This window comes from Bradyrhizobium sp. 62, from assembly GCF_023073035.1.
In the GTDB taxonomy this organism is placed as follows: Bacteria; Pseudomonadota; Alphaproteobacteria; order Rhizobiales; family Xanthobacteraceae; genus Bradyrhizobium.
The window spans coordinates 109,178-135,102 of the sequence record NZ_JADPIT010000015.1 but is presented as its reverse complement, the minus strand read 5'-3'; the positions used below and the strand labels follow the sequence as shown (position 1 = coordinate 135,102).

Below are 25,925 nucleotides of genomic sequence, written 5' to 3'. Positions count from 1 at the left end.
CTTTTGAGCAGCGATGGGTTGCCGGGTCAAGCCCGGTAACGACGGCCAGCGTCAGGCGAAATAGATCAACCCCAACCAATCAGCGACCAGCGCGGGCTTGTCCTCGCCTTCGATCTCCACGGTGACATTGGTGCGCGACTGCAATTCATTCGGCTTGCGCAGCTTGGCTTCCGCCAGCACGAAACGGCCGCGAACGCGCTTGCCCGAGCGCACCGGCGAGATGAAACGCAGCTTGTCGAAACCGTAATTGACCCCCATCGTGGTGCCCGCGATGACGGGCATCACCTCGTAGGACATGATCGACAGCAGCGACATCGTCAGGAAACCGTGCGCGATGGTGGTGCCGAACGCCGTCTCCTTCTTCGCACGCTCCGGATCGACGTGAATGAACTGGTGATCCTCGATCACGTCGGCATAGGTGTCGATGCGGGGCTGATCGACCATGTGCCACGACGACACGCCGATCTCCTTGCCGACCATGGCCTGATAGGCCTGAAGCGTGATCGGCGGCTTCTTCCAGACTTCGTTCACTTAGGTCTCACTCCGTGTTTTCGGCAGCTCCGGAAAATCCTCTTCGCGGAATTCGCGGCCGCGCAGGGGATCGGTGCGGTCGTCGTCGCGCTCGAGACGTCGTAGCTGCACGCGGCGGATCTTTCCCGAGATCGTCTTCGGCAGCTCGGTGACGATTTCGAGGCGGCGGATGCGCTTGAACGGCGCAAGGCGCGTGTGCAGATGTTGGAAGATCGAGAGCGCGGTGGCCGGCGACCGCTCCGCACCCGCGGTCAGCAGCACGAAGGCTTTGGGAATCGCGAGCCGGATCGGATCCGGGCTCGGCACCACGGCGGCTTCCGCGACGAGCTCGTGCTCGAGCAACACGCTCTCCAACTCGAACGGGCTGATGCGGTAGTCGGAGGATTTGAACACGTCGTCGGAGCGGCCGACGAAAGTGAGATAGCCATCGTCGTCCTCGAACACGACGTCACCGCTGCGATAGAGCTCGCCTTCGGCGCCGGACAGCTCACCGTTGTCGCCCTGATAGCCCTGCATCAGGCCGGCGGGGCGGTTTTCGCCGAGCACCAGAGCCACCTCGCCCTCCTTGGCCGGATGACCGTCGGCGTCGCTGACCTGCACGCGATAGCCCGGCAGCGGTCGGCCCATCGAGCCGACCTTGATCTTTTGCCCCGGCGAGTTGCCGGCGAGCGCCGTCGTTTCAGTCTGGCCGTACCCGTCGCGGATGGTGAGGCCCCAGGCGGCCTGCACCTGATCGATCACTTCCGGATTGAGCGGCTCGCCGGCACCGCAGACCTCGCGCAAGGCCACCTTGAACGACGCCAAGTTCTCCTGGATGAACAGCCGCCACACCGTCGGCGGCGCGCACAGCGTTGTGACACCGCAGCGGCCGATGGTGGCAAGCAGCCCCTTGGCGTCGAAGCGCGGCTGGTTGACCACAAAGACGGTTGCGCCCGCATTCCACGGCGCGAAGAAGCAGCTCCAGGCGTGCTTGGCCCAGCCGGGCGAAGAGATATTGAGATGGACGTCGCCGGGCTTCAGTCCGATCCAGTACATGGTCGAGAGATGGCCGACGGGATAACTGCGCTGGCTGTGCCGCACCAGTTTTGGCTTTGCGGTGGTGCCTGAGGTGAAATAGAGCAGCATCGGGTCGTCGGCGTTGGTCGGGCCGTCGGCTGCAAAGCTCTCCGACGCCTCTGCCGCGTCATCATAGGAAAGCCAGCCATCGGAGGCCTCGCCCACGACAATGCGGACGATATTGTCGGCACCAAGACTTGCGAACTTCGCAACCTGGTCCTGCGCTGCCACCACCGCCTTCGCCTGGCCGCGATCGAGCCGGTCGCGAAGTTCATCGGCCGTGAGCAGCGTCGTCGCGGGAATTACGACGACGCCAAGCTTGATCGCCGCCAGCATCGTCTCCCACAGCGGAACCACATTGCCGAGCAGCAGCAGGAGATGATCGCCGCGCTTGAGGCCCTGCGCGCGGAGGAAGTTCGCGACCTGGTTGGAGCGGCGCGACAACGCCCCGAACGAGAGCTTGGTCTGCCGGTCCTGCGCGGCATCGACGATCCAGAGCGCAGGACGATCCTTGCTGTCCGCATTCGCCGCCAGCTCGGCGTCGAACCAGTCGAGCGCCCAGTTGAACGGAACAGGATCGGGCCAGCGGAAGCCCCTGACCGCTGTCTCGTAGTCCGTGCGGTTGTGAAGTAGAAACGCGCGCGCTTCCTGAAATGTCGTCATCAAGCTTTCCCGGCCAGCCCCCTAACGTGCTTGATAATTCCGGAAAAATCCACCCCGCCCTGGCCGGCTGCGTCGAATGACTGATAGATCTCCTGCGCATGTTTGCCGAGCGGCGTTGCCGCGCCCGCGGCCTTGGCAGCGTCCTGCGCCAGCGTCAGATCCTTCACCATCAGCGCCGAGGCAAAACCCGGCTTGTAATCGTTGTTGGCGGGCGAGGTCGGCACCGGCCCGGGCACCGGGCAATAGGTCGTCAGCGACCAGCACTGGCCCGACGAGGTCGAGGCGACGTCGAAAAGCGCCTGGTGCGAGAGCCCGAGCTTCTCGGCCAACGCGAACGCCTCGCTCACCGCGATCATGGAAATGCCGAGGATCATGTTGTTGCAGATTTTTGCCGCCTGGCCCGCGCCGGCACCGCCGCAATGCACGATCTTCTTGCCCATGTTCTCCAGCACGGGCTTTGCCGCTGCAAACGCGTTGTCCTCGCCGCCGCACATGAAGGTGAGCGTCGCACCCTTGGCGCCGCCGGTGCCGCCGGAGACCGGGGCGTCGACCGAAAGCACGCCGTGCTTGGCCGCCAGCGCATGCGCCTGGCGCGCGCTCTCGACGTCGATGGTGGAGGAGTCGATAATCAGCGCGCCCTTGGTCATGACAGGAACGACCTCGCCCCACACGCCGAGCACATGCTTGCCGGCCGGCAGCATGGTGACGACCACATCGGCGCCCTTCACGGCGCCTGCCGCGCTCTCGGCGATGCCGGCGCCATCGGCCCTGGCCTGGTTGCGGGAGGCCTCGGCGAGGTCGAAAGCGACGACCTTGTGGCCGGCCTTGACCAGATTGGCGGCCATGGGGCCGCCCATGTTGCCGAGACCGATGAATGCGATCGTGGCCATCTTCGTTTCCTCCGCTGAACGTTTCGTTGATTAGTTGAATTTCAATTCGTCGGCGCCGATCTCGGCGAGATAGTGCGCAAGCATATCCGGCGTGACGTCCTCGATCCGCAGCGGCGACCAGGTCGGATTGCGGTCCTTGTCGATCACGGCGGCACGCACGCCTTCGCGAAAGTCGTCGCTGCGGAAGACTTCCAGCGCAGCCCGATATTCGCGCACCAGGCATTCTTCCAGGCTCGACGCGGTGCGCGCGAGCCGCAACAGCTTGAGTGTCACCACCATGCCGCGCGGCGATTTTTCGTTGAGCGTCTTCAATGTCGCCAGCGCGAACTCGGAACCGTCACGCTTCAGCGCGGCAAAAATGTCTTCCATGCGGTCGAAGCCGAACAGTGCGTCGATCGCCGGCTCCTTTGCGGCGACCGGCCCAGCGGTCTCCCCGGTCGCGAAGCCGTTGATGAGCTTACTGACATCGGCCGCTGTGACGCCTTGGCGAACCTTGGTCAGCGCTTCCCGCAATTCCGGCCATTTGGCTGCCGGTACCACTGCATCGGCAAACCTGGCGTGGATCGCATCGGGGCCGTTCATGGTCTGGCCGGTCAGGCCGAAATAAGTGCCGATCTCGCCCGGCGAGCGTGACAACAGCCAGGTGCCGCCGACGTCAGGGAAGAAGCCAAGCCCGACCTCGGGCATCGCGAGCCTGGTGCGGTCGGTCACGATTCGATGGCTCGCATGTGCCGAAAGCCCGACGCCGCCGCCCATCACGATGCCGTCCATGAAGGCGACATAGGGTTTTGGGAATTTCTTGATCCGCGCGTTGAGGATGTACTCTTCCCGCCACAGGATCTTGCCGAGGTCGCCCTCGACCTTCGAGCTCTCCCAGAGCGCACGGATGTCGCCGCCGGCACACAGGCCGCGCTCGCCGGCACCTTCCAGCACGATCACGGCAACGGCGAGATCGGCCTCAAAACGGTCGAGCGCCTTGTCGATGTCGCGAAACATCTCCAGCGTGACGGCGTTGATCGCCTTAGGGCGATTGAGCCTGATAATGCCGGCCGAGCCCTCGACCCGTGCGACGAGATCGCCCTCCTCCACTCCACTCATCGGGCGCCCTCGATCAATTTGCGCGCCACGATCAGCCGCATGATTTCATTGGTGCCTTCGAGAATCTGGTGCACGCGCAAATCGCGCACAATCTTCTCGATGCCGTATTCGCTGAGATAGCCGTAGCCGCCATGAAGCTGGAGCGCCTGGTTGGCGACCTCGAAGCCGGCATCGGTGCCAAAGCGTTTGGCCATCGCGCAGAGCATGGTGGCGTCGGGATCCTTGCGGTCCAGCGCCGCCGCTGCGCGCCACAGGAACGTACGCGCGGCCTCGAGCTCGATCGCCATGTCGGCAAGCTTGAATTGCAATGCCTGGAATTCGTCGAGACGTTTTCCAAACGCCTTGCGCTCTTTCATGTAGGCGCGCGCCTTGTCGAGCGCGGTCTGCGCGCCGCCGAGTGAGCACGCCGTGATGTTGAGACGCCCGCCGTCGAGGCCCGCCATCGCGATCTTGAAGCCGACGCCCTCCTCGCTCAAGCGGTTGGCAACCGGAACGCGCGCGTTCTCGAAGATCACGGCGCGGGTCGGCTGCGCGTTCCAGCCCATCTTGCGCTCGTTGGCGCCGAACGAGACGCCCGGCGTCTTGCCGTCGATCACGAGCGTCGAGATGCCGCCGGGGCCGTCGCCCCCGGTGCGGACCATCGCGACCAGCAGATCGGTCCCGCCAGCGCCGGAGATGAACTGCTTCTGGCCGTTGAGCACGTAATGATCGCCCTCACGCACCGCGCGGGTGCGGAGCGCTGCCGCGTCCGAGCCGGCGCCCGGCTCGGTGAGGCAGTAGCTCGCGATCAGCTCCATGGTGCAGAGTTTGGGCAGCCAGGTGTGACGCTGGGTGTCGCTGCCGTAAGCATCGATCATCCAGGACGCCATGTTGTGGATGGAGATGAAGGCCGAGGTGGTCGGACAACCCGTCGCCAGCGCCTCGAAGATCAGCGCGGCCTCGAACCGCGACATCGCGGAACCGCCGACATCGTCACGTATGTAGATGCCGCCCATGCCGAGCGTGGCGGCCTCGCGCATCACCTCGACGGGAAAATGCTTCTCCTCGTCCCAGCGCAGCGCGTGCGGCGCGATCTTTTCCGCCGCAAACGCCAACGCCATCTCGCGAACCGCGATCTGATCCTCATTCAGAGCGAACTGCATGATGGGCTGCTCACTGTTCTCGTCATTGCGAGGAGCGAAGCGACGAAGCAATCCAGTGGGTCCGAGGGAAAGTCTGGATTGCTTCGCTATGCTCGCAATGACGGGCTGGGCTACAGCCTTACTTCATCAGCGGGATCGAGAACTCCGCACCTTCCTTGACGCCGGACGGCCAGCGCGAGGTCACCGTCTTGGTCTTGGTGTAGAAGCGCACCGAATCCGGGCCGTGCTGGTTAAGATCGCCGAAGCCCGACTTCTTCCAGCCGCCGAAGGTGTAATAGGCGATCGGCACCGGGATCGGCACATTGATGCCGACCATGCCGACATTGACCTTGGCAGCGAAATCGCGCGCGGCATCACCGTCGCGGGTGAAAATCGCAACACCGTTGCCGTAATCATGCTCCGACGGCAGCGCCAGCGCTTCCTTGTAATCGTGCGCGCGCACGACCGAGAGCACGGGACCAAAAATCTCTTCCTTGTAGATCCGCATGTCCTTCGTGACGTTGTCGAACAGCGAACCGCCGAGATAGAAGCCGTTCTCGTAGCCCTGCATCTTGAAGCCGCGGCCGTCGACCGCGAGCGTCGCACCTTCCTTGATGCCGATGTCGATATAGCCCTTGACCTTCTCGACCGCCTCGCGCGTCACCAGCGGACCGTAATCGGCGGACGGATCGATCGAGGTGCCGATCTTGAGCGACTCGACGCGCGGGACCAGCTTTTCCATCAAGCGGTCGGCAGTGGACTTGCCGACGGGGACCGCGACGGACACCGCCATGCAGCGTTCGCCGGCCGAACCGTAGCCGGCGCCGATCAGTGCGTCGACCGCCTGGTCCATGTCGGCGTCGGGCATGATGATGGCGTGGTTCTTGGCGCCGCCAAAACACTGGCAGCGCTTGCCGGTTTGGGCTGCGCGCTCGTAGATGTATTGCGCGATCGGAGTGGAGCCGACGAAGCCGACGGCCTTGATATCGGGATCGTCGAGGATGGCGTCGACCGCTTCCTTGTCGCCGTTGACGACATTGAGGATGCCGGCCGGCAGGCCCGCCTCGATCATCAGCTCGGCGAGCATCATCGGCACGCCGGGATCGCGCTCCGACGGCTTCAGGATGAAGGCGTTGCCGCAGGCAATCGCAGGAGCGAACTTCCACATCGGGATCATCGCCGGGAAATTGAACGGCGTGATGCCGGCGACGACGCCGAGCGCCTGGCGCATCGAGTAGATGTCGATGCCGGGGCCGGCGCCTTCGGTGTATTCGCCCTTCATCAGATGCGGGATGCCGCAGGCAAATTCCGCGACTTCGAGGCCGCGCTGGATGTCGCCCTTGGCGTCCGGAACGGTCTTGCCATGCTCGCGGGCGAGCAACTCGGCGAGCTTGTCGTAGTCGCGCTGCACCAGCTCGACGAACTTCATCATGACGCGGGCGCGGCGCTGCGGGTTGGTCGCGGCCCATTCCGGCTGCGCGGAGCGGGCGTTCTCGACGGCGGCGCGGACCTCGGCCTTGGACGCCAGCGCCACCTTGGCCTGGACGTCACCCGTCATCGGCTCGAAAACGTCGGCGGTGCGGCCCGAGGTGCCCTTGACCTCCTTGCCACCAATGAAATGTCCGACTGAACGCATGGAATGGTCTCCTTAAGGCGAGCTTGAACGCTTTGACAAATCCTATCGACCTGCATTTTATAGGATTCAAGTCTGAGATAATGCACCATAGATGTGCGAAAATGCTGGATCAAGGCGCTATCGACTGGGACGACTTCCGCTTCGTGCTGGCCATCGTGCGGGGCGGCTCGGTTTCGGCTGCGGCAAAACAGCTCGGCGTCGACCATGCTACCGTCATCCGCCGCGTCGACCGGCTGGAGAAGCACCTCTCGGCCAAGCTGTTTGACCGGCGCAAGACCGGCTACCTGCTGACAGAGGCCGGCCAGCGCGTCGCCGACAGCGCGGAAGCCATGGAATCGACCATCGTCGCCAACCAGGAGCAGGTCGGTGGCTCCGTGGCGCGGCTGACCGGCACAGTGAGGATCGGCGCGCCAGACGGATTTGGCACCGCCTTCCTGGCGCCCCGGCTCGCTCAGTTCGCCGACCGGTATCCCGATCTCGATTTGCAACTGGTGGCCACCGCGCGGCTGTTCAGCCTCTCCAAGCGCGAGGCCGATATCGCGATCAGCCTGACCATGCCGAAGGAAGGCCGCATCGTCGGCCGCAAACTGCTCGACTACCGCCTCGGACTCTATGCCGCGCCCGCCTATCTCGACCGCTTCCCGAAAATCACCTCGCGCGAGGTGCTGCCGCAGCATCGCTTCGTCGGCTATATCGAGGAGCTCTTGTTCACGCCCGAGCTCGACTATCTGCCGCAGGTGTCGCCGAAGGTCTCCGCACGCTTGCGCAGCGCCAATCTGATCGCACAACTCAATGCCACGCTCGCCGGCTTCGGTATCGCCGTCCTGCCGCACTTCATGGCGGCCGACTATCCGCAGCTGCTCGCGGTGCTGGCGGAAGAGGTCTCGATCACCCGCACCTTCTGGATGCTGATGCACGCCGACAGCAAGGACCTCGCACGCATCCGCGCGGTGGCAGATTATATTTCCGAGATTGTGGAGCGCGAGCGGGCGCTGTTTGCGGGAAGGTAAGGACGGTCTCGTAGGTTGGGCAAAGCCGCCCTAGCGCCGTGCCCACCATGTCTCCACACTCGCGGTTGGGTGGTGGGCACGCTTCGCTTTTGCCCACCTACGGCACCTCGGCCTAACTCTGCTTCGGCTTCTTCGCCGCCGTTACCTTCGGCTCACGCCGCGCGCCATCCAGCGCGCTGTCCTTGCCCGTCTTCAACACCTCGTCCGACAGCTCGCTCGAGCCGGCAATGCGCGCGAGCAGCATGGTGCCGGCCATGGTCGCCAGCGTCGCGATCGCCTGCTTGCGCGCGGCCTTGCGCGGCAGATTCGGGATGAAGTCCGTGATCATCTCGATCATCTCGTCGAGCTTGCCCGCAAAGGCCTTTCGTGTCTTCGGGCTCTCCCGGGCGATCTCGGCGCCGAGCGCGGGAATCGAGCAACCGTGACCGGGGTTGTCGCGATGCACCGTCGAGAGATAGGTCTCCACGATCTGGGGGAGCTGCTTCTCCGGCGCGACCTGAACAGATTGCTTGCGCCAGTGCTCCATCGAGCGATCCATGGCGTAGTCGAACGCCTCGATCACGAGCGCCTCGCGGGAATCGAAATGGGCGTAGAAGCCGCCATGGGTCAGGCCCGCCTCCTTCATGAGGTCGGCGACGCCGATGCCGTGGGCGCCCTTTTCGCGCAGCCGCACGGAGGCCTTCTTCACGATGCGATCGTGGGTTTCCTGCTTGTGTTCCCGGGAATAGCGCATGCGAGTCTCATTGAATGTCGGAGGTCATCTAATAACACGGATATCGGCCGGACGGCGCATTAATTCCCGGTAAAATTGTTGCCGATCATGGAAAAGGTCGCCGTTGCGTGCACCGCAAGCGCCCCCTGACCGTCTCGGACGAAACCCTCGGTGTAGCTGGTCTGGCGTCCCAGCTTGATCACCTTGCCCTCGGCGGCGATCAGCCCGGACCGGACCGTACCGAGAGCGGACGCAGGAAGGTCATTTTCAGGTCGAGGGTGACGGAGCCCTGCCCGGGCTCCAGCCTGGTCGAGATCGCACACCCCATGGCGGTGTCGAGCAGCGCGGCGGCTGTGGCCCCGTGCAGGAGGCCTATGGTGTTTTCGAGATCCTCGCGCGGCTCGAGTTCCATGACGATACGGCCCGGCTCGACCACGGCCATGACGAAGCCGATCAGCTTGGCAAAGGGTGGCGGCGGCAGCCTTCCGTCGCGGATGCCCAGCATCGCATCCATGCCTGACAGGCCCATCGCCACCTTCGCAACCGGCGCAGGCACCTGCCACTCCACCACACGCTCGCGCCGGCCCGCAGGCGAAAACAGGTCGAGTTGATCGTTGCTGGTCATCGCGGCCTCTTGGTATGATTTCCATCATACTATTCTGCGGACTTCGCGCTGGCAACTCCCTCCCGCCCGCTTGACAACCAATGCGTTTCGCCCGGAAGTGATCCCGACAGGCGCATTCGCACGTCCACGAAACTCAGAGATCCCCTCATGGAAATGCTCAACCATCACTGCGGCGTGACGCGCGATCCGCGCGGCGTCGTTCACGTCGCCATCTGCAATGCCGGCTCGCTGAACATTTTGGGCTCGCCCGTCACCGATGCGGTTCGCGAAGGTTTGCAGCAACTCTCGTCCGACCGCAGCATCCGGGTTGTGGTGCTGCGCGGCCAGAGCGAGAAGAGCATGATCGGTGGCGCCGACATCAAGGAGATGGCCAGGCTCGACCAGAAGTCCGCCGAAGCCTTCATCAGCCGCCTGCGCGACCTCTGCGAGGCCGTGCGCGCCTTCCCGGCTCCCATGATCGCGCGCATGCCCGGCTGGTGCCTCGGCGGCGGGCTCGAAGTCGCTGCCGCCTGCGACTTCCGGATCGCAGCCCATGATGCGCATTTCGGCATGCCGGAGGTGCGCGTCGGCATTCCCTCAGTGATCCATGCCGCGCTGCTGCCGCGTCTGATCGGCTGGGCCCGCGCGCGCTGGCTGGTGATGACCGCTGAGAACATCGACGCGTCGACGGCGCTGGCCTGGGGGCTGGTCGACAAGGTCGCGCCGGAAGGCGGGCTCGATGCCGAGGTCGAGCACCTTGTGCAGGCGCTGCTCGAATGCGGCCCCGAGGCGCTGCGCTCGCAGAAAGCACTGCTGCGGCAATGGGAGGAACTGCCGCTGACGGAGTCGGTGAATTTGAGCGTGAAGGTGTTCGGCGAGTCGTTCCTGACGGACGAGCCGACGCGGCTGATGGGCGCGTTTGTGAATCGGAAGCGGTAGGCGCTCTCAACCTCTTCCGTTCGCACGACCAAATCTCATGCGAACCACAAGATTTTCTCATGCCGGACGCAGTTGCATTTTTTTGCGCCGCATCATATGATGGTCATAATCTTACATGTCCGACATCGTAGGGAGTCTCCCCCATGGCCGAAGCCGCCGATCCCGTCGTCATCGTCTCCGCCGTCCGTAGCCCGCTCGGGCGCTTCATGGGCGAGCTGTCGCCGCTTCCCGCACACAAGCTCGGTTCGCACGTGATCGGCGCGGCACTCGAGCGTGCCAAGCTTGCGCCGGAGAAGGTCGACGAGATCTTCATGGGCTGCGTCCTTCCCGCGGGCCAGGGCCAGGCCCCGGCGCGCCAGGCTGCGCGTGCGGCCGGCCTGCCCGACGCCACAGGGGCGACCACTGTGAACAAGGTCTGCGGCTCCGGCATGAAGGCGACCATGCTGGCGCACGACATCATTCGCGCCGGCTCGGCCGAGATCGTCGTCTCCGGCGGCATGGAGAGCATGAGCAACGCGCCGTATCTGCTCGTCAAGGCGCGCGGCGGCTATCGCGCCGGCCACGACCGCATCATCGACCACATGATGATGGACGGCCTTGAAGACGCCTACGAGACCGGCCGCTCCATGGGCGATTTCGGCGAGGCCACCGCCGAAGCCTACCAGTTCACCCGCAAGGACCAGGACGCCTTCGCGATGGAAACGTTGAGCCGCGCGCGCAAGGCGGTCGAGGGCGGCGCGTTCAAGGCCGAGATCGCGCCGATCACGCTGAGCGAGAAGGCAGGCCCCCGCATCGTCGCTAATGACGAGCATCCGCTCAAGGTCGATCCCGCGAAGATCCCCGGGCTGAAGCCGGCGTTCCGCGCCAACGGCACCATCACGCCAGCGGCCTCCTCCGCCAACGCCGACGGCGCCGCTGCGCTGGTGCTGACGAAGCGCTCACTCGCCGATCGCAACGGCCTGCCGGCTCTCGCCGTGATCAAGGGCCACGCCACCCACAGCCAGGAGCCGCAATGGTTCACCACGGCCCCGATCCCGGCGATCCGCAAGCTCTTGGACAAAGTCGGCTGGAGCGCCGACGACGTCGACCTGTTCGAGATCAACGAAGCCTTCGCCGTGGTGGCGATGGCGGCGCAGCGCGATCTCGGCATTCCCCGCGAGAAGCTCAACATCAACGGCGGCGCGTGCGCGCTCGGCCATCCCATCGGTGCCCCGGCGCACGGCTGATCGTGACGCTGCTGCATGCGCTCGAGGCGCGAAACCTCAAGCGCGGTGTCGCGGCGCTCTGCATCGGCGGCGGCGAAGCCACAGCGATCGCGATGGAACGCTTGACGCACTGAGGTGAAAGTCCGGAAATGAGGGAACTCCGTCATTTCAGACAGACGCGTCTCGTGCCACTCTGCAAACTTGCGCAGGTGTTTCAAATCCTGCCTACCAAGATTGAGGCCCAATGATCTCGAACTGGCTCGCGGCAACACTCGGCCGCCGCAATATCCACTACGGCTGGGTGATGGTCGGCGTGACCTTCCTCACCGCGCTGATCAGCGCCGGCACGGTCGGCGCGCCCGGCGTGTTCATCGTTCCGCTTCAGAAGGAATTCGGCTGGAGCACGGCGGAGATCTCCTCCGCGCTGTCAATCCGCTTCATCCTGTTCGGGCTGATGGCGCCGTTTGCGGCAGCCCTGCTCAACCGTTACGGCCTCCGCAACGTCACGCTGACCGCGCAGCTCATCGTCGTCTCGGCGCTGGTGCTCTCGCTCGGCATGACGGAGGTCTGGCAGCTCGTGGCGCTGTGGGGCGTCGTGATCGGGATCGGCACCGGCATGACCGCACTGGTGCTGGGCGCCACCATCGCGACGCGCTGGTTCGCAGCGCGGCGCGGCCTCGTCGTCGGCATCATGACCGCAAGCGTCGCCACCGGCCAGCTCGTGTTCCTGCCGCTGCTGGCAAGCCTCACCGAACGTTTCGGCTGGCGGCTTGCGCTCGGCTTCGTCTGCATCGCGCTTGGTGTTTCCGCCCTCGCGGTCCTGCTCGCGATGCGCGACCGTCCGAGCGATTTGGGCCTGCGCCCGTTCGGCGACGAAGGCACCACACCCCTGCCCGCCCCGCCCGTCAGCCATGGCTCGATCACCGGCGTGGCACTCGGCACGCTGCGCGACGCCTCGAAGAGCAGCGCGTTCTGGGTCCTGTTTGCGACGTTCTTCGTCTGCGGCGCATCCACCAATGGCCTCGTGCAGGTGCATCTGATTCCGATGTGCCTCGATTTCGGCATCCCGCAGGTGCAGGCCGCGGGCTTGCTGGCTGCCATGGGCATCTTCGACTTCTTCGGCACCATCATGTCGGGCTGGCTGTCGGACCGCTACGACAACCGCTACCTGCTGTTCTGGTATTACGGCCTGCGCGGGCTCTCGCTGATCTTCCTCCCCTTCAGCGATTTCTCGTTTTATGGGCTCTCGATCTTCGCGATGTTCTACGGACTCGACTGGATCGCAACCGTGCCGCCCACGGTGCGCCTGACCGCGCAGAAATTCGGACCTGAGCGCGCCAATCTGGTGTTCGGCTGGATCTTTGCCGGCCACCAGCTCGGCGCGGGCACCGCCGCCTTCGGCGCCGGTTTCTCGCGGACGGTCTATCAGAGCTACCTGCCCGCCTTCTTCATCGCCGGCGCGCTCTGCGTGTTCGCCGCGCTGATCGTGCTGACGTTGTCGCGACAACCGAAGCCAAAGCCGCAAGCCGCGATGGCTTAGTATCTGATGGTGCCGGTGACGCCGTAGAGTGCGGCGTCACCGATCCGCCCGACACGAGGCGGGTCGTTCGGGTTCGGGATGCCGCTCGATTGCGGAAGACGTACCTGAAATAAAACGCGACCAGCCGTCGCAGATCGAAAAATCAGCAAGGCGAACCTGCCGTAGCCGTCGACAGACGCCTTGCGGATGTTCATGCGTCGCAATTATGTCGGCTGGCCTCTCAGGCGACGGAACCACCGCGCGGGTTGACGATCGTATAGCCACGCAATGAACGCGCATGCATTCGCGTCGCGTGTCCGCCCGAGTTGGCGTCGTACGCCATCCAGGTGTCCCCTTCCAGGTGCTGCTCGAGGACGAACACATGTCCACGTCGCGCTGCGACCATTCCCGGTGCGGGTGATGTCCGCGGGAAGCGCAGCCAATTGGCCGCAAGATTCAATTCCGGCACGATACGGCCGAACACGCGCAGAGCCGCGCCGCAGCCGCAGAAGGATGAAGGACACCCTGCCGGACGACTGCCGACGATGCGGGCGCCGGAGATGTCCGCCGTCGGGGCGCTGCCCGCGCTGGTCACCGTCAATTGCGTCGCGCGATAGGCTTGTAGCGAGGACCTGGGATTCAGTGGGGACCGGGAAGTCCGCTCACGGCGCGTTTGCGCATACGAGAAGTCGCAGGGCATCGTGACGTTGCATTCAGGTACTTGATGAATGCGATAAGTCCGTGCTTCGGAAGCGACGGAGCTGAGGGCAACCAAGAGACACGCAGAAAGAACCGCCTTGAACATTGCAGGGCTCCAAATTGAAGATCCCTGCCTCGGCAATGAGAAACCAATAACAGTTTGGCTGAAATGGGCTAAAAAGCGGCCGAAAGTGGCTTCATTTGCGGGCCGATTTCTGCAGTCCTCATAGCCCAGACGTAGCGGCAGAGATGGACTACTCGCAGAGAACGAATGCGTGTCGTCGCAACTGAGACGCTACCGCATGTGCACGCCGCCCAGCGACGGGCGTCGACCGGCCGAGCGCGCAAACGCCCAGGGCGCCCCTCGAGCCATAAACCCGGGCAGTAATTGTTGCGCGCGTGGTCAGCCCCGAGTCGTCGCCAAACCCGCTCCTGTGGCTATCGCAAAGTCCGATTTTGCAGCACTGAGCGCTGCGGCGAGCTCGTCGATGTGGTAGGGCTTCGACAGGATCCGGATCCCGGCCATTTCGGCGTCGTGAACCGCGGCTTCGGCGTATCCGCTCGTCAGCAGGACCGGGATGTCGCTTCGCCTCCTCTTTATCTCGGACGCGAGTTCGACACCGTTCATGCCGCCCGGCATCATGATATCGGAAAACACCAGATCGACGGAGCGGCCGTCCGCTAGGGCACCGAGGGCCGCCGCAGCACTGGCCGCGCGCGTGACCTGGTAACCGAGCTGCGCAAGCATTTCGCTGACCAGCGCGGCGACCTCGTCGTCGTCTTCGACGAGGAGAACCCGGCCATGATTAGCCTTCTTGGGACGCGCCCTGTTCAGGTCGATGAGATGCCGTTCACCCGAAGGAATATTCCTGGATCGCGGCAAATAGAGCTCGATGCTGGTGCCCTCGTCGACGATCGATTTTATTCGAACCATCCCGCGTGATTGCGTCGCAAATCCGTGCACCTGCGCAAGCCCCAGGCCCGAGCCTTTCCCGACATCCTTGGTCGTGAAGAACGGTTCGAAGACCCGCGCCAGGATCTCGGGGCTCATCCCGACGCCCCTGTCGACCACGGACATGCGGACGTAATCGCCCGAAATTTCATCCTCGTCGAAGCCGGCCAGGTTCTCGCCACGAACAACGATCGTGCCGCCGTTCGGCATCGCATCGCGGGCGTTGACCGCCAGGTTGAGAATGACCAGTTCGAGCTCTCCCGGATCGACCTCCACCGGCCAAAGACCATCCGGAAAATCGAACTCGACGTGAACGTCGCCTCTCAGGCTCCGATCGAGCAGTTCGCGCATGCCGCCGATCTGCGATGCGATGTCGACGGCCTCGGGCCGGAGCTTCTGCCGCCGTGAAAAAGCCAGAAGCTGCCGGGTCAGGCCGGCACCGCGCTGCGCCGCCTGAACCATTCCCTGCAACAGACGACGCCGCCGATCAGGATCTGTCTGCCGATCGAGCATGTCCAATCCACCGGAGATCACCATCAGCAGATTATTGAAGTCGTGAGCTACTCCGCCGGTCAATTGTCCGATGGCTTCGATCTTCTGGGCTTGACGAAGGGTCTCCTCGACCCGGGCGCGCTCTTCCATTTCGGCCCGCAGATGCTTGTTGGCCTCCTCGAGAGCACGGGTGCGCTCGACCACGAGCTTCTCGAGCTCCTGGGCCGTCCGCTCGCGCGCCTGCAGCAAGGTTCGAATTTCATATTGCCGCCGGCGGGCCCGCATTGCGGATTGAATTGCGCTCGTCAGCGTGATCGGCTGAACCGGACGTTCAAGCAGCGAAACGTTGCGGAGTGTCTCGACGATGCTGCGGCGCCAGGCAACCACCGCCGGCTGCTCCCGGTGGCTGGTGAGAATGACAAAGGGCAGGTCAGACCAGGGCGGCTGCCGCTCGATCCAATGTGCCAGCGGCTGGGTATCCTTCCCGAACAAGCCCTCCTCGGCGAGAAGGACCGCGCCCACTCCCGCCGACATCTCGCTGACCAGTTCAGGCAGACCACGACAATTGATTGCGACGAGATTCGAATTGCGGAAAAGCTCGACCGATGCCGCCCCATCACGGCCGATCGGAGCAAAAACGAGAACGCAATGATCGCGGTCCGCGCTCATTCCGCCGGCCCCTCTGGCATGCTCGTGCCCGTATAACGCGGATTTCCGGAAAAAATGCCGCTGAACTCGCTCAGCGGAGGGCCTAGCGTGACGCCAGCGCGGCCAAGACGAAACTCGCGGATTGAGTTTTCATGATTGCCGCTGCGCTTCTTCACGACGGAGAGGGCACGCCGCACCGTTCCGCCGACCTCAAAATAGCGCAGCATGAGCACCGCATCACTCAAATAGCTGATATCGAGAGCCGTTTCCATCGGACCGATCAGCCCATGTTGAGCGAGGATCAGGACGGTCAGCACGCCTTTCTGCCCGAGATAGCTCAGGAGCTCATGCATCTGAAGGATGAGGAATCGCTCATCCGGCATCGCGTTGAGGTAACCGTTCAGACTGTCGATGATGACAATCCGGGCGTTATCCTTTTCGACGCTCTTTCGTACATTCGCGGCGAATTCCCCGGGGGACATCTCGGCGGGATCGATCTGTTGAAAGCGGATGAGTCCCGATTGCAGGTGCGTTTCAAGGGGCAGGCCAAGCGTCCGAGCCCGGGCTTCCACCGTGCCGCGACCTTCATCGAAGGCAAAGAATACCGCATGCTCACCACGGGCTGCCGCCGCGATCGCATAGGTCAGCGCGAGAGACGACTTGCCGACACCGGCGGCGCCCAAAAGAAGCGCACTGGTGCCGCGCTCAAGCCCTCCTCCCAGGAGCTGGTCGAGTTGCGCATTGCCGCTCGGCGTCAACTCACCGATGAACGATGCGTGATGTTCCCCCGCGACCAGCCGGGGGAATATCCGCACACCTCCTGCTTCAATGGTGAAATCGTGGAAGCCGCCGCGAAATCGAATGCCGCGCATCTTGATGACGCGCATCCGCCGGCGCTCTGCTCCATAATCAATGGCGAGCTGTTCGAGCATCACCACGCCATGCGCGATCGAATGGAGTTGCAAATCGTCCTGGGACGACGAGAGGTCGTCGAGGAGGATGACCGTGCAATTGCGGTTGGTGAAGAAGTGCTTCAGGGCCAGAACCTGGCGCCGGTACCGCAGCGGGTTCTGCGCGAGGAGGCGCAGCTCGGACAGGCTGTCCAGCACCACGCGCGCGGGATTGATCCGTTCGACTTCCTTGAATATCAGGCCCGTCGTTTCGCTCAGCTCCATTTCAGCGGGATGGAAGACGGTGAGCTCCCGCTCGGGATCCAGCGTCGTCTCCGGCGGAACCAGTTCGAAGATGTCGACACCTCGCAGCGACCAGCCGTGCCGCTGCGCAACCAGCGTCAGCTCACGTTTGGTTTCCGACAAGGAGATATAGAGCACGCGTTCACCGCAGCGGACGCCCTCGAGAAGGAATTGAAGCGCCATCGTGGTCTTGCCCGAGCCGGGCCGACCCTCGTAGAGGTACATGCGATTGGGATCGAGCCCGCCACAGAGGATGTCGTCCAGACCGTCGCTGCCGGTCGAAATCCTGGGCAAGTCTTCGGGGTCGCTGGTTTGCGCCCCGCTGGATGAATCGGTCATTGGACCCCCGTGAAAGTTCCGTCGCTAACAATCTGCGCTCCGGCCGGAAGACGGGTCGCGCAGGTCAGCGGTCCGGTTCCAACCAAAAGGCGAAAGCTGGCGAAGAACGCCTAGGCGGGGTTCCAAGTTCCGCGTTACGACGCATGTCCGCCAGACCGTCTCCGGCGGAACCGTTTTGGGCCCTCGTTCAGATTCCCGGAGGGTCAGAAGGTCAATATCGACAAAACCAGTACGCTGGCCCCGAAATGCAGCACCAGCTCACTGCATCATCGAGGCCGCGATCTTCTCTGCCGACATCAGAACTGGGAAATTGGTGTTGGCACACGGCACCACCGGGAAGATCGAGGCATCGACGACGCGCAGGCCCTGCACGCCTTTGACGCGGCCCTCTGGATCGACGACTGCCATCGGATCGTCGGCCCGGCCCATGCGGCACGAGCAGGAGGCGTGCCACACGCCGATGGTGGCCTTGCGCACGAAGGCTTCCAGCACCTCGTCGTCGTTGATGACGTCGTCGAAGGTGAAGCCCTCGACCACGAAATTGTCGATCATGTAGTGGCGCAGCGCCGCCGGCCCGTCCATCAGGGCCGCGGCGATCTTGGTCAGTATCCGGTTCCTGGTGTTGACCACGCCGATCTTGCGTACGCGGTCGGTATAGGAGGCCGGGAATGGCTTGTCCGTCACGGCCCTGACGACGTCGCTCATCTGGACGGCCGCCATCTTGCGGAAACCGCTCATCAGGCGATCGAGGTCGCGCCGGTCGGACAACAGGTTGAACTCGACGATCGGCTCGGCTGCCGGGTCGCGCGAGGCAAGCTTGACCTGTCCTGTCTCGGAATAGGTCTTGTTGACGAACGTCAGCAGCGATCCGATCTGCTCACCGACGGCGTGCCAGGCTGATTTGCTGAGCAGGACGACGAACATGTCGCCTTTCGGCACGCCTTCGAGCCCGGACGAATAACGCAGGCCAAGCTGCATGTGGCGCCTGGTGTGCTCGTTCATCCGCGCTCCGCGGCGGACAAAGGACGACAGCGAGATCGAGGGATGATCCATCAGGCGCTGGCCGACGCCCTGTAGCCCCATCAGCACGGGAATGCCCATGTCCTTGAGGTGTCCGACTGGGCCGATGCCGGCGCGCAACAGATGCGCCGGCGAATGGATGGCGCCGCTGGAGAGAATGATCTCGCGGCCGCGGAATTCCTGCTCCCGTCCGTCGACCACGGCCTTCACGCCGACGCATCGCGTGCCTTCGAACAGCAGCTCTCTGACCTGCGTGTTGGTGGAGATCGTCAGATTGGCGCGCTTGCGCGTATCACGATCGAGATAGCCCATGGCGGCCGAGACGCGTTGCTCGGCCTGGTTGGAGTGCGTCACGGGGAAAAACCCGTCGACGAACTCGCCGTTCTGGTCGGCTAAGTATTGGTGGCCGGCCTGTTGGAAGGCATCGGCGAACGCCTGAGAATGTCGCGTCCAGTGCTCCCGCGGGATCCGGCGAACCGGGATCCGGCCGTCCTTGCCGTGGTAGGGACCGTCGAAATCGAGGTCGCGCTCGACCTTCTTGAAGAAGGGCAGCACATCGTTCCAGCTCCACCCCGCAGCGCCGCGCGCTTCCCATTCGTCGTAGTCGGTCGGCGCGCCGCGGTTGGCCATCTGGCCGTTGATCGAGGAGCCGCCGCCAAGCACGCGTGCCTGCTCGTATTTGCGTAAGGGCGGACGTCCTTCGTCCGGATTGTTGTGGCTGACGATCTGGGTCGTGACCTTGAGCTCGGTCCAGTGGAAGCGCGGATCGAAATAGGCCGTACCCGGATAGCTGTCCCTGATCTCGGCCGGCTCGTCGCCGGGCGGTGTGTCCTGTCCAGCCTCGCAGAGCAGGACCTTGTTGGCGCTCCTCGCGGAGAGCCGGTGGGCCAGCACGGACCCCGCCGAGCCGCCGCCCACGATAATGAAGTCGTACACGATTGGCGCTTCCTCTTGTTCTTGCCCGGGAAGCGTAGCGCGTAATTGTTTTGAGGTCACGTCATCACTGCCGCGGCAAAGCGGAGCACAGACAGCGGCAACATCGAAGGCGCCCTATCGGCAGGCACCCATCGTCGGGTCAGCAGTTGACGAGCTACCGAACCTGGGAAGCTTTACGGCTTCCTCACGAAGCCCGCGCGCAACCGCTCGGCAAACCAGACTACAAAAATTGAAGCAAACGACAGACAGAAAAATATGGCCGTCCAAAGCAGCGCGTTACCCGCATTTGTCATGACGTCTCTCCCTCGTTTCAAACGAGACGCTTGCAGACAATCGGACGCGTGGCGTTGCGATAGATCAATTTTGCTCAACTGGCATTGGGCAGAGGTCGGCATCAGCGGCTCGCAGTGACGGCTGAAACTACGGCCTGATCGAAAACTTCCCCGGCGGCCCCGGCTTTCGCAATGGCTCCGCCAGCCGCGCAAACTCGCACAGCAGCGACCGCGTCTTCCTGGGATCGATGATCTCCTCCACCCAGAACTTTTCGGCGGAGCGGAACGGCGAGCGCAGCTTGTTGAGGCGGTCCTCGATCTCTTTCAGTTTCTCCGCCTTGTCCTCAGCCGCGTCGATGTCCGCACGGTAGGCGGCTTCGATGCCGCCTTCGAGCGGGAGCGAGCCCCAATAGGCCGACGGCCAGGCGTAGCGGATCGAGAAGCGGTCGGCGGGCTGATGCACCACGCCGGCGACGCCGAAGGCATTGCGCAGGATCACCGTGCACCAGGGCACCGTGGTCTGGTTGACCGCGGCCATGGCGCGAACGCCATGGCGGATGGTGCCCGCCTTCTCCGCATCGAGCCCGATCATGAAGCCGGGGCAGTCCATGAGATAGACGATCGGCAAATGGAAGGTCTCTGCGAAGTCGACCCAGCGCACCACTTTCTGGCAGGCGTCCGCCGTCCAGGAGCCGCCATAGTGAAAGCTGTCGCTGGCAAGGACCATCACCGCCCTGCCCTCGAGCCGCGCGAGGCCGACGATGATCGGCTTGCCGAAATTCTTGGCGACCTCGAAGAACGAGCCCTTGTCCACGACCTGTTCGACGATCGGCCGTATCTTGTAGACCTGCTTGCGGTTGCGTGGCACCGCGCTCATCAGCGCCTCTTCGGTGCGCTCCGGATTGTCGGTGCAGGGCAAGGTCGGCGGCAGCCCGTCAACCGACGACGGCAGATAGGACAGGAATCGCCGGGCGCAGGCAAAGGCCTCCTCCTCGGTGTCGACGGCATGATCGACCGCGCCGGCGCGGGTCTGGATGTCGGCGCCGCCGAGCTCTTCCTTCGAGAGATCCTGCCCCAGCGCCTTCACCACCGGCGGGCCTGCGACGAACATCGCGGACTTCCGGGTCATGATGGAATAGTGGCTGGCGGCAAGACGCGCGGCACCGAGCCCTGCGACCGAGCCGAGGCCGAGCGCGACCACGGGCACGCGCGACAAGTTTTCGGTGGTGAAGCGATACCAGCGTGTGCCGCCGATACCACCCGGCAGGTTCGCCGCGCCCTTGGTCTCGATGGTCTTGACCGAGCCGCCGCCGCCCGAGCCTTCGATGATGCGGACGATGGGCAGGCGGAGATCATGCGCCATCTCCTCCGCCATCAGCGGTTTTGCGGAGATGGACGCGTCCGCCGAGCCGCCGCGCACGGTGAAATCGTCGCCGACCACGACGACGGTGCGGCCTTCGACGCGGGCACGGCCGAACACGCAGTTCGCCGGCGTCAATTTCTGCAACTCGCCGCTGGAATCGTACTCGCCGACGCCGGAGACGGCACCGATTTCGTGAAAGCTGCCTTTGTCGGTCAGTCTGTCGATACGTTCCCGAACAGTCAGTCGGCCCTGGTCATGCTGACGCTTGACCTTGTCAACGCCGCCCATCTCCCGCGCGAAGGCTTCGCGCCGGGCGAGCTCGTCGAGTTCCGACTTCCAGTTCATTCACTCCCTCCGAATTGATCGGCTTGTTATTGTTGTGCACGGCCATGGCGACCGGTTTGCGCGGGATGCGGGCGTTGAATACGTCGCCCTCCGCGCCGTCCATCAGGCTGCCGAGCGAGCGGCCGAGCGCGACCATCAACGGGGCGACTTCGGCATGCAGACGCTGCTCGTCATACATCGACGACAGAAGACCGATCGTGATCACCACAAACGTCTGATACTGCGGCGACCAGATCGGCACCGCGAGCCCGTTGATGTGCGGGCTCCACAAGCCGCAGGCCACGACATAGCCGCGCTCATGCAGCGACTGCCGATTGGCCTCGATGCGGGGCCGCAGGATTTTCGCAGCCTCGGGAGCTTCCCGCTCCATGTCTGCGATGAAGGCATCGCCGACCTCGGGCGCCAATGCCGCGGTGTAGGCTGCGCCCGCAGCAGTGGAGGCCATCGAGATGCGGCTGCCGGTGCCCTCGTGCAGGCCGAGTGCCGAGGCCGAGCGCGCAAACTGGAGATAGACCAGATGGAAGCGATCGGGCACCACGAAACCAACCGTGCCGGGCAGTTGCTCGGCGACTTCCTGGAGCCGCTGGCGAATCATGCTGCGCAGCTGCGCGCCCTTCATCATCGAGGCGCTCATCGCCACCGCGCTCGGCCCGATGCGATATTTCTGATCGCGCGGCAGATAGACCAGCTGACCCATTCGCGTCAGCGTGTGCGTGAGCCGCGACACGGTCGAGCGCGGCAGGCCGCAGCGGTTTGAAATTTCGAGATTGCCGAGCCTGCTATCGTGGCCCTCGAAGCATCGTAACACGTCGAACGCGCGCGACACCACTTGGATGACATCACCCTCACCGGCATCGCCGGCGAGCGCACCTTGTCTACTCAACCGCTCTGAACGTCGTCCCATGATCCCTACCGCTTGTTCCGCTGTGCGGAATTAAATTCCGCTTGCAGAAGAAACTACCTCAGGCATTTTGCGACCACAAGAAGAAGGCGATGGCATGCCAGAGATTAAGATCGTCACGGAGATCGCGGGTCGCATCTGCTCAACTCCCGTGCAAGTTGGAGGAACCGTTGCGGATGGTGATGAGATTGTGCTGGTCGAAGCGATGAAGATGGAGATACCTGTGCTTTCTCCTGTGAGCGGCGAGATCACATCTATCCTGGTGAAGATCGACGACGTCGTTGCCGAGGGACAGGCGATCGCGATCGTTGCGAACTGACTGCATTCTCCGTCTTTTCCGCGACAATCTGTCAGCCTCATTGCTGCGTTCGCGGTACGGCGTTGCCATTGCTTGATCGCGATGACATGATCCGTTTCAAACAAAACCTGTTTCAAACAAAGAAAGAAAATCGTCGCGGCAAACGCGAGGATCATTGGAGGGAAACATGCTTCGTGGGCTGATCGTGCTCGCGCCTGCCTTGGTGGCGGGCCTTTCTTTTGCGTCTACACGCTATGCATTCGCCGAAGACATCAAGCTACCGACGACATTGACGTTCACCGCCTATGACACCGGCACCGCCGGCTTCAACATCGCGGTCGGCGTCGGCAAGATGATGAAGGACAAATATTCGACCGACGTGCGCGTGCTCCCCGCAGGCAACGACGTCGCGCGTCTGGCGCCGCTGCGCGCCAAGCGTGCGGTCTCCGCGGCGATGGGATCGGGGACCTATTTCGCGCAGGAAGGCGTGTTCGAGTTCGGCTCCAGGGAGTGGGGCCCGCAACCGCTCCAGATCCTGCTCTCATCCGTCGACTGCAATTGCGGCACGCTCGGCGTGGCTGCGGATACAGGCGTGAAGGAGCTGAAGGATCTCAAGGGCAAGCGCGTCGGATTCGTCGTCGGCTCGCCGGCGCTGAACCAGAACTCGCTCGCGGTGCTCGCCTTCGCCGGCCTGACGCAGAAGGACGTCAGGGTCGTCGAGTTCGCAAGCTACGGCGCGATGTGGAAGGGCCTGATCAACAACGACACCGACGCGGCCTTCGGGACCACCATCACCGGCCCCGCCAAGGAAGCCGAGACCTCGCCGCGCGGCCTGATCTGGCCGCCGCTGCCCGCCAAGGACAAGGAAGGCTGGGCGCGGATGCAGAAGGTCGGCTCATTCTTTTTCCCGCAGACCGCGACCTGCGGCGCCGGCATCTCGCCGGACAAACCGATCGAGCTCGGTAACTACCCCTACCCGATTTTCGTCGCCTACGCCTCGCAAGCCCCCGACCAGGTCTATGCGATCACCAAAGCCATGATCGTGAACTACGATTCCTACAAGGACGCCGCGCCCGGCGCCGGCGGGCTTGCGGCCGATCGCCAGACCAAGAACTGGGTGGTGCCGGTGCATCCCGGCGCGGTAAAGGCGCTGAAGGAAGCCGGGCAATGGAGCGACGCGCAGGACGCTCACAACAACAGACTGATCAAGCGCCAGGAGGTGCTTGGCGCAGCGTGGACCGACTACGGAAAGTCCAACCCGCCTGCGGATGACAAGGCGTTCCTCGACGGCTGGATGAAGGCGCGTGCCACAGCCCTTGCGAAGACCGACATGCCGAACGGGTTCGAGGATTAGTTCTCAGCGTTTATTGCCCACGCGCGGGGTCGATCATGTCGTCTGCTTCAGTCTCTACCGCCGCGCAGGACGAGGCCAAGCGGATCGTGTTCGACGATCCGCATGGCGCCGCCGGCAACATGCAGGAAGCGGAGGTCACGCGCGTCCGAAGCTTGCCCGGCGCGTGGCGCTGGATGCTCGTCGTCGCGACCGCCGCGACCGTCCTGCTCTGCATCAACCAGCAATTCTCGCTGCGCTTCTTCGTCGGCTACACCCAGCTCAACACGGAGTACTTCTATCTCCTGATCGCGCTGATGCTACCGTTCACGTTCCTGATCTTCCCGGGAACCGCACGCGCGCCGCTCGACCGCATTCCCTGGTATGATCTTCTCTGCTTCGTCGTGACTTTTGCCGCAGCGCTTGTGTTGATGTCGAACGTGCGCAAGGCCGCGGAGGCCGGCTGGGAATTCGGCGGCGCGCCGAACAGCGTGACAGCCGCGGGTCTCGTGATGTGGGTGATGCTGATGGAGGCGCTGCGCCGGACCGGCGGCTGGAGCCTGCTACTGAGCGTGCTCCCCTTCACCGTCTATCCGCTGTTCGCAGAATCCAGCTGGTTAGGTCCGTTCCGCGGCACGCAGTCGACGCTGGAGCAGGCGACCGCCTATCACGTGCTGTCGGGCGAGAGCCTGCTCGGCATTCCCATCCAGGCGTTTGCCGACACCGTGATCGGCTTCCTGGTATTCGGCACCGCGCTGATGATGACCGGCGCCGGAAAGTTCTTCATCAATCTCGCCTTCGCGCTGTGCGGCACCTTCCGCGGCGGCGCGGCGAAGGTCTGCATCTTCGCCAGCGGCCTGCTCGGCATGATGTCGGGCTCGATCATCTCCAACGTGCTCACCGCCGGCACCATGACCATTCCGGTGATGAAGAAGAGCGGCTTTCGCGCATCTTATGCCGGCGCGATCGAGGCTTGTGCCTCGACCGGCGCGGTGCTGGCGCCGCCGGTGATGGGTGCAACCGCCTTCGTGATCGCGCAATTCCTCAATGTCAGCTACGCCGATGTCGCGATCGCGGCCATCATTCCCGCCGCGCTCTATTACATCGGCCTGTTCATGCAGGTCGATTCCTACGCCGCACGACACGGGCTGAAGGGTATTCCGCGCGCGGAGCTGCCGCGGGTCATGGATACGATCCGGGACGGCTGGTACTACGTCTTCGTGATCGCGCTGCTGATCGTGATGCTGCTCTACTTCAAGCGCGAGAGCCATGCGCCATTCTACGCCACAGCACTGCTTCTGGTCCTCAACCAGTTGTTCGCAAAGGACACGCGCTGGACTGTGGCGACCATCGGCAAATTCCTCGAGGTCAACGGCCGCACCTTCGTCGAGCTCGTCGGCATCCTCGCCGGCTGCGGCCTGCTGATCGGCGCCTTCTCAATGACAGGCGTGGTGTCGAGCCTCGCCAACGACCTGCTGCGCATTGCCGGTGACAATCCGTTCCTGCTGCTCGGCATGTGCGCCCTCACCAGCCTGATCCTCGGCCTCGGGTTGACCACGACGGCCTGTTACATCTTCCTCGCCATCCTGGTCGCACCGGCGCTGGAGAAGCTCGGGCTAAACAAGATGGCCGTGCACATGTTCATCTTCTACTGGGGCATGTTGTCGTCGATCACCCCGCCAGTTGCGATCGCCTCGTTCGCGGCGGCAGGTATTGCCGGCTCGCCGGCGATGAAGACGGGCTGGGAATCGATGTGGGTCGGCAGCATCATCTATTTCATCCCGTTCTTCTTCGTGCTCAATCCCGCGCTGGTGCTGCAGGGGCCGAGCCCCTATTTGGCCGGCCTCGGTTTGATGGCGCTTGCGGCGTTCGGCACGCTGTTCATCTGCGGGGGCATCCAGGGCTACCAGCCCTTCGTCGGCGATCTCCGCGGCGCCGGTGCGCTGGAATGGCCGATCCGCGTGCTGCTGGTGATCGGCGGGTTCGTGGTGGCCACCCCCGGCGGCGGCATCATGCCGCTATCGCAAATGCAGGTGACGCTGCTCGGCCTCGCCATCCTCGTCCCCACGGTTTTGCTCGCCTTGCTGCTGGTCCGGCGGCAGACCATGGTGCCGGACGGGTTGCGCGTGCCCTGATTGCGTTGCACAAAGAGA

The 25,925-nt window shown here is 63.9% G+C and carries 20 protein-coding genes and 2 pseudogenes; 7 read left to right on the top strand and 15 right to left on the bottom strand.

Going from position 1 to position 25,925, the window contains the following annotated elements:
- Positions 1 to 51: 51 nt before the first annotated feature.
- The 6 genes from IVB47_RS10955 to IVB47_RS10930 all read right to left on the bottom strand — a co-directional run bounded on the left by IVB47_RS10955 (position 52) and on the right by IVB47_RS10930 (position 6,995).
- Positions 52 to 531: a MaoC family dehydratase gene (locus IVB47_RS10955; RefSeq protein WP_247286535.1), complete on the bottom strand. Its 480-nt coding sequence runs from the start codon at positions 529 to 531 to the stop codon at positions 52 to 54.
- Positions 532 to 2,250, bottom strand: coding sequence for an AMP-binding protein (locus tag IVB47_RS10950; RefSeq protein WP_247461531.1), 1,719 nt, complete (start codon positions 2,248 to 2,250; stop codon positions 532 to 534). It lies immediately after the preceding gene.
- A complete protein-coding gene (gene mmsB, locus IVB47_RS10945) occupies positions 2,250 to 3,140 on the bottom strand; it encodes a 3-hydroxyisobutyrate dehydrogenase (RefSeq protein ID WP_027569568.1) in 891 nt (296 codons plus the stop codon). Before mmsB ends, IVB47_RS10950 begins: the two co-directional genes overlap by 1 nt.
- A gap of 30 nt (positions 3,141 to 3,170) precedes the next feature.
- Positions 3,171 to 4,238, bottom strand: a complete 1,068-nt coding sequence (locus tag IVB47_RS10940) for an enoyl-CoA hydratase/isomerase family protein (protein WP_247461529.1) — start codon at positions 4,236 to 4,238, stop codon at positions 3,171 to 3,173.
- A complete protein-coding gene (locus tag IVB47_RS10935; RefSeq protein WP_247461526.1) occupies positions 4,235 to 5,380 on the bottom strand; it encodes an isobutyryl-CoA dehydrogenase in 1,146 nt (381 codons plus the stop codon). The genes IVB47_RS10940 and IVB47_RS10935 overlap by 4 nt, the downstream gene beginning before the upstream one ends.
- 118 nt (positions 5,381 to 5,498) lie before the next feature.
- Positions 5,499 to 6,995: a CoA-acylating methylmalonate-semialdehyde dehydrogenase gene (locus IVB47_RS10930; RefSeq protein WP_247408278.1), complete on the bottom strand. Its 1,497-nt coding sequence runs from the start codon at positions 6,993 to 6,995 to the stop codon at positions 5,499 to 5,501.
- Positions 6,996 to 7,096: 101 nt separating this feature from the next.
- On the opposite strand from IVB47_RS10930, the gene IVB47_RS10925 reads away from it, so the two are divergent.
- Positions 7,097 to 8,005 (top strand): LysR family transcriptional regulator, encoded by a 909-nt coding sequence (locus tag IVB47_RS10925; RefSeq protein ID WP_027569564.1) that lies wholly within the window; start codon positions 7,097 to 7,099, stop codon positions 8,003 to 8,005.
- Positions 8,006 to 8,117: 112 nt separating this feature from the next.
- Here the strand turns inward: IVB47_RS10925 and IVB47_RS10920 are convergent, their stop codons facing one another.
- Both IVB47_RS10920 and IVB47_RS10915 read right to left on the bottom strand, forming a co-directional pair.
- Positions 8,118 to 8,738, bottom strand: coding sequence for a TetR/AcrR family transcriptional regulator (locus IVB47_RS10920; protein ID WP_247461524.1), 621 nt, complete (start codon positions 8,736 to 8,738; stop codon positions 8,118 to 8,120).
- Positions 8,739 to 8,797: 59 nt separating this feature from the next.
- Positions 8,798 to 9,342: pseudogene (locus IVB47_RS10915) on the bottom strand (PaaI family thioesterase).
- Positions 9,343 to 9,489: 147 nt separating this feature from the next.
- Between IVB47_RS10915 and IVB47_RS10910 the strand changes: the two are divergent.
- The 3 genes and pseudogenes from IVB47_RS10910 (at position 9,490) to IVB47_RS10900 (ending at position 13,005) form a co-directional block, all read left to right on the top strand.
- On the top strand, positions 9,490 to 10,260 hold the full coding sequence (locus tag IVB47_RS10910; RefSeq protein ID WP_247461522.1) for an enoyl-CoA hydratase: 771 nt from the start codon (positions 9,490 to 9,492) through the stop codon (positions 10,258 to 10,260).
- Positions 10,261 to 10,403: 143 nt separating this feature from the next.
- Positions 10,404 to 11,599: pseudogene (locus IVB47_RS10905) on the top strand (acetyl-CoA C-acyltransferase).
- A gap of 110 nt (positions 11,600 to 11,709) precedes the next feature.
- Positions 11,710 to 13,005: an MFS transporter gene (locus IVB47_RS10900; RefSeq protein WP_027569559.1), complete on the top strand. Its 1,296-nt coding sequence runs from the start codon at positions 11,710 to 11,712 to the stop codon at positions 13,003 to 13,005.
- Here the strand turns inward: IVB47_RS10900 and IVB47_RS10895 are convergent.
- The 7 genes from IVB47_RS10895 to IVB47_RS10865 form a co-directional block, all read right to left on the bottom strand.
- Complete coding sequence (locus tag IVB47_RS10895; RefSeq protein ID WP_247360495.1) at positions 13,002 to 13,199, bottom strand: hypothetical protein; 198 nt, start codon at positions 13,197 to 13,199, stop codon at positions 13,002 to 13,004. The two genes, IVB47_RS10900 and IVB47_RS10895, sit on opposite strands and share 4 nt — an antisense overlap.
- A gap of 26 nt (positions 13,200 to 13,225) precedes the next feature.
- On the bottom strand, positions 13,226 to 13,789 hold the full coding sequence (locus IVB47_RS10890) for a hypothetical protein (protein WP_247461520.1): 564 nt from the start codon (positions 13,787 to 13,789) through the stop codon (positions 13,226 to 13,228).
- Positions 13,790 to 14,086: 297 nt separating this feature from the next.
- Positions 14,087 to 15,796, bottom strand: coding sequence for a response regulator (locus IVB47_RS10885; RefSeq protein ID WP_247461518.1), 1,710 nt, complete (start codon positions 15,794 to 15,796; stop codon positions 14,087 to 14,089).
- Positions 15,793 to 17,307 (bottom strand): ATPase domain-containing protein, encoded by a 1,515-nt coding sequence (locus tag IVB47_RS10880; protein ID WP_247461516.1) that lies wholly within the window; start codon positions 17,305 to 17,307, stop codon positions 15,793 to 15,795. Before IVB47_RS10880 ends, IVB47_RS10885 begins: the two co-directional genes overlap by 4 nt.
- Positions 17,308 to 17,565: 258 nt before the next feature.
- The gene (locus IVB47_RS10875; RefSeq protein ID WP_247461514.1) at positions 17,566 to 19,263 is read right to left on the bottom strand and encodes a GMC oxidoreductase; all 1,698 of its coding nucleotides are present in this window, start codon (positions 19,261 to 19,263) and stop codon (positions 17,566 to 17,568) included.
- A gap of 420 nt (positions 19,264 to 19,683) precedes the next feature.
- Positions 19,684 to 21,243 (bottom strand): carboxyl transferase domain-containing protein, encoded by a 1,560-nt coding sequence (locus IVB47_RS10870; RefSeq protein WP_247461512.1) that lies wholly within the window; start codon positions 21,241 to 21,243, stop codon positions 19,684 to 19,686.
- Positions 21,173 to 22,147 (bottom strand): helix-turn-helix domain-containing protein, encoded by a 975-nt coding sequence (locus IVB47_RS10865; protein ID WP_247286556.1) that lies wholly within the window; start codon positions 22,145 to 22,147, stop codon positions 21,173 to 21,175. Before IVB47_RS10865 ends, IVB47_RS10870 begins: the two co-directional genes overlap by 71 nt.
- A gap of 94 nt (positions 22,148 to 22,241) precedes the next feature.
- Between IVB47_RS10865 and IVB47_RS10860 the strand changes: the two genes are divergently transcribed.
- From IVB47_RS10860 to IVB47_RS10850, 3 genes are all read left to right on the top strand, one after another.
- Positions 22,242 to 22,463: an acetyl-CoA carboxylase biotin carboxyl carrier protein subunit gene (locus IVB47_RS10860; RefSeq protein ID WP_027569551.1), complete on the top strand. Its 222-nt coding sequence runs from the start codon at positions 22,242 to 22,244 to the stop codon at positions 22,461 to 22,463.
- 166 nt (positions 22,464 to 22,629) lie between these two features.
- Positions 22,630 to 23,796 (top strand): TAXI family TRAP transporter solute-binding subunit, encoded by a 1,167-nt coding sequence (locus IVB47_RS10855; RefSeq protein WP_247461509.1) that lies wholly within the window; start codon positions 22,630 to 22,632, stop codon positions 23,794 to 23,796.
- A 35-nt stretch (positions 23,797 to 23,831) separates the two neighbouring features.
- Positions 23,832 to 25,907 carry a TRAP transporter permease gene (locus tag IVB47_RS10850; protein ID WP_247461507.1) on the top strand — a complete coding sequence of 692 codons (2,076 nt, stop codon included), beginning with the start codon at positions 23,832 to 23,834 and terminating at the stop codon, positions 25,905 to 25,907.
- The last annotated feature ends 18 nt before the right edge of the window (positions 25,908 to 25,925 follow it).